This window comes from Streptomyces sp. DH41, from assembly GCF_029813785.1.
Classification (GTDB): domain Bacteria; phylum Actinomycetota; class Actinomycetes; order Streptomycetales; family Streptomycetaceae; genus Streptomyces.
In genome coordinates this window covers 106,070-114,375 of sequence record NZ_JARVKY010000026.1, presented here as the reverse complement: position 1 = coordinate 114,375, position 8,306 = coordinate 106,070, and the positions used below count along the sequence as shown (strand labels likewise).

The window sequence follows — 8,306 nt, the reverse complement described above, 5'->3', positions numbered from 1 at the left end:
ACGGGGAATGGGTCGGCACACGGGAGTGGCGGGGTCGGGCCCCACCCCCGGGCCCCCCCCACGCCCATGAACGCCGGTACCGGGTGGACGACGCGGGTCCGGTCGTACGAGGACCTCGGGGCCGGTCAGTCGACCACGAGGACGAGCTTGCCCGTGGTGCGGCCCTTCTCGCCGAGCGCGTGCGCCTCCGCCGCGTCGGCCAGTGGGAAGGTCCGCGCGATCGTGGCCCTCAGCTTCCCCGACTCGACCAGCCCGGCGATCTCCCGCATGTCGGCCCGGTCGGCGTCCACGAGCATCCGCACCGCACGCACGCCGAGCCGCTCGGCCTCCTCGTAGAACTCGTCCGACCCGACCGGCAGGATCGACACCACCACCCCGCCCGGACGGAGCACGCGCAGCGAACGCAGGGACGTGTCGCCGCCGATCGTGTCCAGGACCACGTCGACGTCCTTCACGGCCTCGGCGAAGTCCGTCTCCCGGTAGTCCACCGTCTCGTCCGCCCCGAGGGAACGCAGGAACTCGTGCTTGCCCGCGCTCGCGGTGCCGATCACGTGGGCGCCCCGGGCCTTGGCGATCTGCACCGCCACATGGCCCACACCGCCGGCCGCCGCGTGGATCAGCACCCGCTGCCCCGGCCGGACGTCGGCGCGCTCCACCAGCGCCTGCCACGCCGTCAGCGAGACCAGCGGGAGCGCGCCCGCCTGGACGTGGTCGATTCCGGCCGGCTTGTGGGTGAAGGTGCGCGCGGGAGCGGTGACGTACTCCGCGTGGGAGCCGTGGCCGAACGGATAGGAGAGCATGCCGAAGACCTCGTCGCCGGGCCGGAACGCGGCGACGCCGATGCCCACCGCCTCGACCACGCCCGAGACGTCCCAGCCCAGCACGAAGGGCGGCTCACCGAGGAAGCCGCCGTTCGCCCGGTGCTTCCAGTCGGTCGGGTTCACCCCGGCGGCACGCATCCGCACCAGCACCTCGTTCGGCCGGGGCTCGGGGCGCCGCGGCCGTACCTCCTTCAGGACCTCGGGACCGCCGAGGGAGTCCTGGCTGATGGCGCGCATGGTGTTCATCGAGAACCTCGCAACTCGGAGAGGGTGTCAACGGCACGGAGGGGAACCTCGGACAAGATCGTGTCATTCCCCGGGGCGGGAAGCACCCGGAGAACGGGTCTCACCCCGTCGGCATCCGCACACGTCGGCCGGTGGGGCGCCCCGCACCCCACCGGCCCGCGGTCCCGTCGGCGTGCCGAGCGGGACCTGGGGCCGGACGCCCAACTTGCCTGCGAGGCAAAGGGATTTGTCGACCTGGCGATCCTCGCCGAAGCGTGACGGAATCCTCACTTCCGCCGGGCCGCGAAATTGATCTTTTAGGGTTCACAACCGATAAGCTCCCGATCGGCGCTGCGAGTTGACGCGATCGCGACGGGTCGACTCACGGTGCGTACCCATGAGCGCGGTCCCCCCTTGCGCGCTCCCTGTCCCCCACTGCCCCACCCCTGTCGCACCCTTTTGCACACCCCTTGTCACACTCCCCCCTGTTCGGTCGTTCTGGTTCGAAGGATGCAGATGGAACTCGCCACTCCGCCACCGGCGGCGCGGGCCCCTGTCGCCTGGTACAGCTGGTGGCTCATGCCACTGGGTCTCGGAGGCGGGACGGTAGCCGCCACGTTCATGAGCTCGGAGCGAATATCCGTCGCCGTCGCCGGTGTGGTGGCGACGGCGGCCGGCACCGTGTGCGTACGCCTCCTGCTGCGCACCCGGGCCCAGCAGCGCCGGGCGGAGGACGCCCACCGCGCCGCGCAGGCCGAGCACTCCCAGCAGTGGCAGCAGCACGTGGCCGGCCTGGAGCGAAAGTTCTCCGCCGAGCGCGCCGCGCTGGACGCGCGGCTCACCGAGCAGGCGCAGACGTACGAGGCACGGTTGACGGAACACTCCCGGGCCTGTGAGGACCGGCTGGCCGAGCAGGCCACGAGTTACGAGACCCGGTTCGCCGAGCAGACCGGGGCCTGGCAGGAGCAGCTGAGCCACCAGCTGGCCGCGGTCTCCCGGCTCGCCGACGAGCAGCTGCCCGACGCGATGCGCCGGCTGCGCGCCGGTGACGCCATCGACGACATCCTGCCGACCGTGGAGCAGTGCGCCAAGGTCGGAGCCGACCTCCAGGCCGAACTGCGCAAGGTCCTCAGAACCGCGCTGATCGGCGTCGAGGCGGAGTTCGACCGCTCGACCTCCGCCGAACAGGCGGTCATCGGTGTGGGTAACCGCATCCACGTCCTGACCAGCAAACTCCGTGGCCGCCTGCACGAGCTGCAGGGTGAGCACGGACGGCTGCCGGCCGTCGCCCGGGGCCTGATGGAACTCGACCAGGCCATCGGCCCCGCCGACTGCCTCGCCGCCAGCATCGGTGTGCTCGGCGGGTCCGACCGCCCGGGCCGGCAGTGGCAGGAGCCGCAGCGGCTGCTGAGCGTGATGCGCGGTGGCATCGGCCGGATCAAGGACTTCCACCGCGTCCAGCTGCGACATCTGCCGGAACTCGGTGTCGACGGCGGTCTGGTGGACCACCTCACGCTGGTCTTCGCCCACCTGCTGGACAACGCCGCGCGCTACTCGCCGCCCACCGAACCGGTGGTCGTCTCCGGCAAGGAGGTCCCCAACGGTGTCGGCATCGAGATCCAGGACTCCGGCAAGGGTCTGAGCGAGGAGAAGAAGCGCGAGGCCGAGCACGCCCTCGCGGGCACCTCGCCCGGCCCGGGCCTCGGCGGCATCTCGGAGGACGCCAACATCGGTCTGCGCGTCGTCGGCGCCCTCGCCCGCCGCTACGGCATCCGCGTCACCTTCGCCGACTCGCCGTGGCTGGGCACCTCTGTCGTAATCGTTGTACCGCACAAATACTTCAGCCCGCTGCCGGCGGCCGCCACGGCCACCGCGAGCGCTCCGGAGGCCCCGCCGGCCCCCACGGCACCGCCCGCCATCGCGGCCCCGGATTCCGAACCGGCCGTCGCCCTGACCACCGCCCCGTCCACCGTGCCCGCCCCCACCGACGGCGATGCCGGGACCGGCGCCGTGGAGACCACCCCGGGCGGGCTGCCCCGGCGCCGGAGCAGGCGCGCCGAGCCGGCCGCCGGGCGGACCGCCGGGCAGACCCGGACCGTCCCAGGGTCCGCCGCGTACGCCGCCGGGCCCGGCCCGAGCGACCGGGCCGCCGTCTCCGCCGTACCGCCGGACGCCTCGTTCGCCGGTCTCGCCGCCTTCGCCACCGCCGGACGAGACCCCGACGCGGTGGCCGGCGCGTCCCCGCCGGGGGCCGCCGACGCCCGTGACACGACCACCGGTGGCGCGTCCACCGAGCACCGCACTGAAGAGAGCGACTAGTCCCCATGACGCACCAGGGAACCGACGTGAGCTGGGCGCTCCGCGACCTTGTGGAGAGCATCCAGGAGATCCGCTTCGCCCTCGTGGCCTCCAGCGACGGCAAGGCCATCACCTCCTACGGCGCCGAAGACCCCGACGACGTGGACCGCTTCGCCGCCGTGGTGGCCGGACTGCAGGCGCTGGCCCAGCCGGTCGCCGAGCAGTTCCCGCAGCACGCGGGACAGCTGCGGCTGGCGATGATCGAAGTGGACGGCGGGCACCTCTTCGTCGTCCGCGCGGGCCTGGAGACGTACCTCGGCGTGCTCGCCCGCGAGGGCCTCGACCAAGGCCTGCTCGGCCATCAGATGCGCGACCTGGCCCGCAGGATGGGTGAGCTCCTCGGCACCACTCCGCGCCAGGAGGAGCACTCTGGATGAGTGCTCCCCGCCGACCGACCGATCCGTCCGGGCTCGAGCGCTACTACGTCCTCACCGGAGGGCGCAGCGGGCCGGGCGGATCGGCGTCGACCCTCGACGTGGCGACCCTCGTCGTCTCCCGCGCCGTCCCCTTACCGGGGATGCAGCACGAGCACGAGGAGATACTCCGGCGCTGCCGCGAACCGCTGTCGGTGGCCGAACTCGGCGCCCACCTCCACCTGCCCTTCAACATTCTCGCGGTGCTGCTGTCCGACCTGCTCCAGGCAGGCCGTATCGAAGCCCGTGATCCCATCCCGGCACACGACGCCGGCCGCGGGCCCGACCTCGCGCTCCTTGAGGAGGTACTCAGTGGACTTGAAAGGCTTTGACCGACCGGGATCACCGACGGCCGGGGACACCCGCTCGGTGAAGGTGATGATCGCCGGCGGCTTCGGCACGGGCAAGACCACCATGGTCCGCTCCGTCAGCGACATCAAGCCGCTGACCACCGAGGAGACCCTCACCCAGGCCAGCGCCGACGTCGACCGCCTCATCGGCGTCGCCGACAAGACGCAGACCACCGTCAGCCTGGACTTCGGCAAGATCAGCCTCAACGACACGCTGATGCTCTACCTGTTCGGTACCCCGGGCCAGGAAAGATTCTGGTTCCTGTGGAACGGCCTGTTCAAGGGTGCGCTGGGCGCGGTCGTCCTGGTGGACACCCGGCGGCTGGCCTCCAGTTTCCGGGCGATCGAGGAAATGGAGCGGCAGAAGGTCCCCTTCGTCATCGCGCTCAACGTCTTCCCCGACTCCCGCCACTACCCCGTCGAGGAGATCCGGGACGCGCTCGACATCCCGCCGCACACGCCGGTCGTCGCCTTCGACGCCCGCGACCGCACGGCCAGCCGCGACGTGCTCGTCACGCTGATACGGCATCTGAAGGACCGCTCGGCCGCCGCCCTGGAGCCCCGATGAACGACGACCAGACCCCGTCCGGCCCCACCGGCGGCGGCTGCCCCGTCGCCCACGGCGAGGACGTCACCCGGCTCTACGGCCCCGAGGCGGCGACCGACCCGCACGACATCTACGCGCGGCTCCGCAAGGAGCACGGCAGTGTCGCACCGGTGCTGCTGGAGGGCGACGTCCCCGCCTGGCTGGTCCTCGGGTACCGGGAGAACCGTCGGGTCCTGGACAACCCGCTGCAGTTCAGCCGCGACTCGCGGATCTGGCGGGACTTCCGGGACGGCCGCGTGGAGGAGACGTCCCCGCTGATGCAGATGGTGGGCTGGCGCCCCGACTGCGTCTCCCAGGACGGCGAACCGCACCGCCGGCTGCGCGGGGCGGTCACCGACAACCTGTACGCCGTGGCCGGCCGGGGCATCCGCCGGCATGCCACGCACTTCGCCAACAAGCAGATCGACGCCTTCGCCGACGCGGGCCGTGCCGACCTGGTGGCCGACTTCGCGGAGTACCTGCCCATGCTGGTCCTCACCCGCGTCTTCGGACTCGCCGAGCGGGAGGGACGCAATCTCGCCGAGTCCAGCGCACACGTGATCCAGGGCGGCGCGGACGCCCTCACGCACAACGGGCGCATCATGGACATCCTCGGTGAACTCGCCGCGCGCAAGCGGCGGGAGCCCGGCTCCGACTTCGCCTCCGGCCTCATCGAGCACCACTCCGGTCTCGACGAGGACGAGATCGTCAACCACCTGCGCCTGGTCCTGATCACGGCCCACACCACGACCAGCAACCTGCTGGCCCGGGCGCTCCAGCTCCTGCTCACCGACACCTCCTGGCTCTCCGGCCTGGTGAGCGGCCAGCTGAACCTGTCCACGCTCGTGGAGGAGGTGATGTGGAACTCCCCGCCGCTGGCCGTGCTGCCGGGCCGGTTCGCCACCGCCGACCTGGAACTCGGCGGCTGCCCGGTCAAGGAGGGCGACCTGCTCGTGCTGGGCCTCGCGGCCGGCAACCACGACCCCGAGATCCGCCCGGACACCGCCGTCTCGGTGCAGGGCAACGCCTCGCACCTCGCCTTCAGCGCGGGCCCCCACGAGTGCCCGGGCCAGAACATCGGCCAGGCCATCATCGAGACGGCCGTGGATGTCCTGCTGCACCGCCTGCCCGGGCTGCGCCTGGCCGTGCCGCCGGCCGAACTCACCTCCACGGCCTCCACCTGGGAGTCGCGGCTGGACAGCCTGCCGGTCGAGTTCGCCGTATAGCGTCCGCCGACGCGGACCGCGGATGCGGATCGCCGTCGTGGATCGCCGACGGAGGCGCCGTCGCCCGGCCGGAGCGTCCGGCCGGGCGACGCGCTCGCCTCACACGGTCAGCAGGTCGTCCACCGATCCCCGTCCGGCCAGCTCGGCGGTGGCCACCGGACCCTCCTTGGCCGTGGTGTACCGGCCGGTGGTCAGCGCCCACTCGTAGTTGCCGTTGATCCAGTGCTGGATCGCCTCGACACCCATCGTCACCCGGGCCCGCTCGTCGGCGTCCAGGCCCAGTTCGTCGCACATCAGCGGTACGCGGGCCTCGAGAGCGACGTACTCGTCGAGGCAGCCGGTCGTCATGCGGTACGCCTCGTCGGCGGCCTCCTGCCACGAGCAGCCCCGCTCCCGGTGCAGGACGGCGATGAGGTTGTGGCCGTCCCCGCGGCGGCGCTCACGCTCGAAGGAGTGGATGTCGTTCATGAAGCCGATGGTGTCCGCGGCCAGGTCCCGCATCCGCTCCATCAGCGGATGCGCCATCGCCGAGGCGGGCACCTCGAAGCCGCGGCTGCGTTCGCCCGCGTCGATGCTGTGGTGGATGCCGACCGTACGGCGCCGGAAGACGGTGTAGTCGTCGAGTCCGAGCGTCCCGGCCCGGCCGTGGGCCGCCAGGTCGACCTCCTCGCAGTGCGCGACCAGGAAGCGCCCCCAGGACGCGGCGAACCGCGATTTCCAAGTCAGGGACATGCCATCCGAGAGATGGCCCCAGACCTCCGCCCAGGCCAGGGTGATGGGGCATTCCACGCGCGGTGGGGTGCCCGCCGGGCGCAGCGGTGTGGCGATGAGCTCCCGCGCCACCTCCGCTATGCGCTCCGCGCGGTCCGGCCGGCCGGCGTCGAACTGGTCGTCGAAGAGGAAGGCGAGGGAGAACCAGTTCATCAGGACGACCATGTCGTCCGCCGACGCGTGGGGGTAGGTACGGGCCGCGGCCTCCGCCAGGTCCCACGACTGGTACTCCTCGAACCCGGCCCGGCTGCGCACCAGCCCCCGCTCGCGCACCCAGCGCAGATGACGGTCGCGGGCGTGGGCGAGATGCGGGCTGACGGGAGTGTCGAAGGGGAGGTCGAACCGGACGTCCTGAGACATGTGCTTCCTTTCGGGAGACGAAACGCAGAGTCCCCCCGGCCCTGCGAGCGGGTGGTCACCGGGCCACCCGCACACTCGAACTGGGCTTCACGGATCGAAAATTGAACCGAGAAGCAGTACGAGGCTGCCCCGACCCTAAATGATCTACACGGCGCCCGGTCGTGATCTTCGTTACGGCTCCCGCCGCATGGCACCATCGGGGCCACCGACCGTCCATGACGACGCATCAGCACCAGGAGGCCGTCCGCCGATGACCCCGCCACCCGCCCGCAGCGCCGAACAGCGCAAGCACGACACCCTGCACCGCCTGGACCACGACGAGGACGCCTGGGTGGCCACGGCCGACGGCGCGTCCGGCGTGCCCTACCTCGTCCCCCTGTCCTTCCTCTGGAACGGCTCCTACCTGCTCTTCTCCACCCCCGCCGCCAGTCCCACCGGCCGCAACCTGGCGGCGAGCGGCAGGGCGCGCGTCGGCATCGGACCGACCCGTGACGTGGTGATGGTCGAGGGCACCGTCGAGACCGTGAAGCCTGTCGAACTGCCTGAGCAGGACGCCGAGTTGTTCGCCGCGAAGACGGGCTTCGACCCCCGGGCGCTCGCCACGCCCTACCTGTACTTCCGCATCCACCCGCGGCGGATCCAGGCGTGGCGCGAGGCCAACGAGCTCGAGGAGCGCGAACTGATGCGCGACGGCCGGTGGTTGCCGGCCGACTGATTCGGCCGGGCCGGGATATCCGCAAGGTACAGGGCGCGGGGCACGACGGCCCCGCGCCCGGAATCCTTCGGAGGAGACATGGCACTGGTCAACGCGGGCGTCGTGGTGCTCGACTGCGCCGAGCCCGAGAAGCTCGCCGAGTTCTACAAGGGGTTGCTGGGCGCGGAAGAGAGCGAGGCGACCGCCAACCGGATCGAGATCCGGTCGACCGACGGCTTCCGTATGGCGTTCCGGCGGGATGTCAACGCCACCCCGCCGAGCTGGCCCCGGCCCGAGAACTCCCTCCAGGCGCACCTGGACTTCTGGGTGGACGATCTGGACGAGGCGGAACGCGGTGTCGTCGGACTCGGCGGGCGGCCCATGGACGCGAAGGACGCACTCGGAGTGCACGAGGAGCGCGGCTACTCCGACCCGGCGGGCCACTCCTTCACCCTGCGCCGTACCGCGCCGACGGCACCCAAGCAGGGCTAGCTACAGCCTG

At 71.7% G+C, this 8,306-nt stretch carries 9 protein-coding genes; 7 read left to right on the top strand and 2 right to left on the bottom strand.

Annotated features, from left to right (window positions below; all coding sequences use genetic code 11):
* Window positions 1-125 precede the first annotated feature (125 nt).
* A complete protein-coding gene (locus tag QC283_RS32680; protein WP_279565366.1) occupies window positions 126-1,067 on the bottom strand; it encodes an NADP-dependent oxidoreductase in 942 nt (313 codons plus the stop codon).
* Between the two features lie 495 nt (window positions 1,068-1,562).
* Between QC283_RS32680 and QC283_RS32675 the strand changes: the two genes are divergently transcribed.
* The 5 genes from QC283_RS32675 to QC283_RS32655 are packed head-to-tail and all read left to right on the top strand — an operon-like array spanning window position 1,563 to window position 5,979.
* Window positions 1,563-3,365 carry an ATP-binding protein gene (locus QC283_RS32675; protein WP_279565365.1) on the top strand — a complete coding sequence of 601 codons (1,803 nt, stop codon included), beginning with the start codon at window positions 1,563-1,565 and terminating at the stop codon, window positions 3,363-3,365.
* 5 nt (window positions 3,366-3,370) lie between these two features.
* Window positions 3,371-3,781 carry a roadblock/LC7 domain-containing protein gene (locus tag QC283_RS32670; RefSeq protein WP_019327713.1) on the top strand — a complete coding sequence of 137 codons (411 nt, stop codon included), beginning with the start codon at window positions 3,371-3,373 and terminating at the stop codon, window positions 3,779-3,781.
* Complete coding sequence (locus tag QC283_RS32665) at window positions 3,778-4,149, top strand: DUF742 domain-containing protein (RefSeq protein ID WP_279565364.1); 372 nt, start codon at window positions 3,778-3,780, stop codon at window positions 4,147-4,149. Before QC283_RS32670 ends, QC283_RS32665 begins: the two co-directional genes overlap by 4 nt.
* The gene (locus QC283_RS32660; RefSeq protein WP_279565363.1) at window positions 4,130-4,735 is read left to right on the top strand and encodes a GTP-binding protein; all 606 of its coding nucleotides are present in this window, start codon (window positions 4,130-4,132) and stop codon (window positions 4,733-4,735) included. The genes QC283_RS32665 and QC283_RS32660 overlap by 20 nt, the downstream gene beginning before the upstream one ends.
* Window positions 4,732-5,979 (top strand): cytochrome P450, encoded by a 1,248-nt coding sequence (locus QC283_RS32655; protein WP_279565362.1) that lies wholly within the window; start codon window positions 4,732-4,734, stop codon window positions 5,977-5,979. Before QC283_RS32660 ends, QC283_RS32655 begins: the two co-directional genes overlap by 4 nt.
* A gap of 99 nt (window positions 5,980-6,078) precedes the next feature.
* On the opposite strand, the gene QC283_RS32650 is transcribed toward QC283_RS32655, so the two are convergent.
* A complete protein-coding gene (locus QC283_RS32650) occupies window positions 6,079-7,110 on the bottom strand; it encodes a 7-epi-alpha-eudesmol synthase (protein WP_279565361.1) in 1,032 nt (343 codons plus the stop codon).
* A gap of 250 nt (window positions 7,111-7,360) precedes the next feature.
* Here QC283_RS32650 and QC283_RS32645 point away from each other — a divergent pair, with 250 nt between their 5' ends.
* Both QC283_RS32645 and QC283_RS32640 read left to right on the top strand, forming a co-directional pair.
* Complete coding sequence (locus QC283_RS32645) at window positions 7,361-7,825, top strand: pyridoxamine 5'-phosphate oxidase family protein (protein WP_279565360.1); 465 nt, start codon at window positions 7,361-7,363, stop codon at window positions 7,823-7,825.
* A 78-nt stretch (window positions 7,826-7,903) separates the two neighbouring features.
* Complete coding sequence (locus QC283_RS32640) at window positions 7,904-8,296, top strand: VOC family protein (protein WP_279565359.1); 393 nt, start codon at window positions 7,904-7,906, stop codon at window positions 8,294-8,296.
* The last annotated feature ends 10 nt before the right edge of the window (window positions 8,297-8,306 follow it).

What these genes read in the sequence shown, in the direction of transcription:
- QC283_RS32680 (WP_279565366.1), bottom strand. Translation starts at nt 1,067, where the DNA reads ATGAACACCATGCGCGCCATCAGCCAGGACTCCCTCGGCGGTCCCGAG.
- QC283_RS32675 (WP_279565365.1), top strand. Translation starts at nt 1,563, where the DNA reads ATGGAACTCGCCACTCCGCCACCGGCGGCGCGGGCCCCTGTCGCCTGG.
- QC283_RS32670 (WP_019327713.1), top strand. Translation starts at nt 3,371, where the DNA reads ATGACGCACCAGGGAACCGACGTGAGCTGGGCGCTCCGCGACCTTGTG.
- QC283_RS32665 (WP_279565364.1), top strand. Translation starts at nt 3,778, where the DNA reads ATGAGTGCTCCCCGCCGACCGACCGATCCGTCCGGGCTCGAGCGCTAC.
- QC283_RS32655 (WP_279565362.1), top strand. Translation starts at nt 4,732, where the DNA reads ATGAACGACGACCAGACCCCGTCCGGCCCCACCGGCGGCGGCTGCCCC.
- QC283_RS32650 (WP_279565361.1), bottom strand. Translation starts at nt 7,110, where the DNA reads ATGTCTCAGGACGTCCGGTTCGACCTCCCCTTCGACACTCCCGTCAGC.
- QC283_RS32645 (WP_279565360.1), top strand. Translation starts at nt 7,361, where the DNA reads ATGACCCCGCCACCCGCCCGCAGCGCCGAACAGCGCAAGCACGACACC.
- QC283_RS32640 (WP_279565359.1), top strand. Translation starts at nt 7,904, where the DNA reads ATGGCACTGGTCAACGCGGGCGTCGTGGTGCTCGACTGCGCCGAGCCC.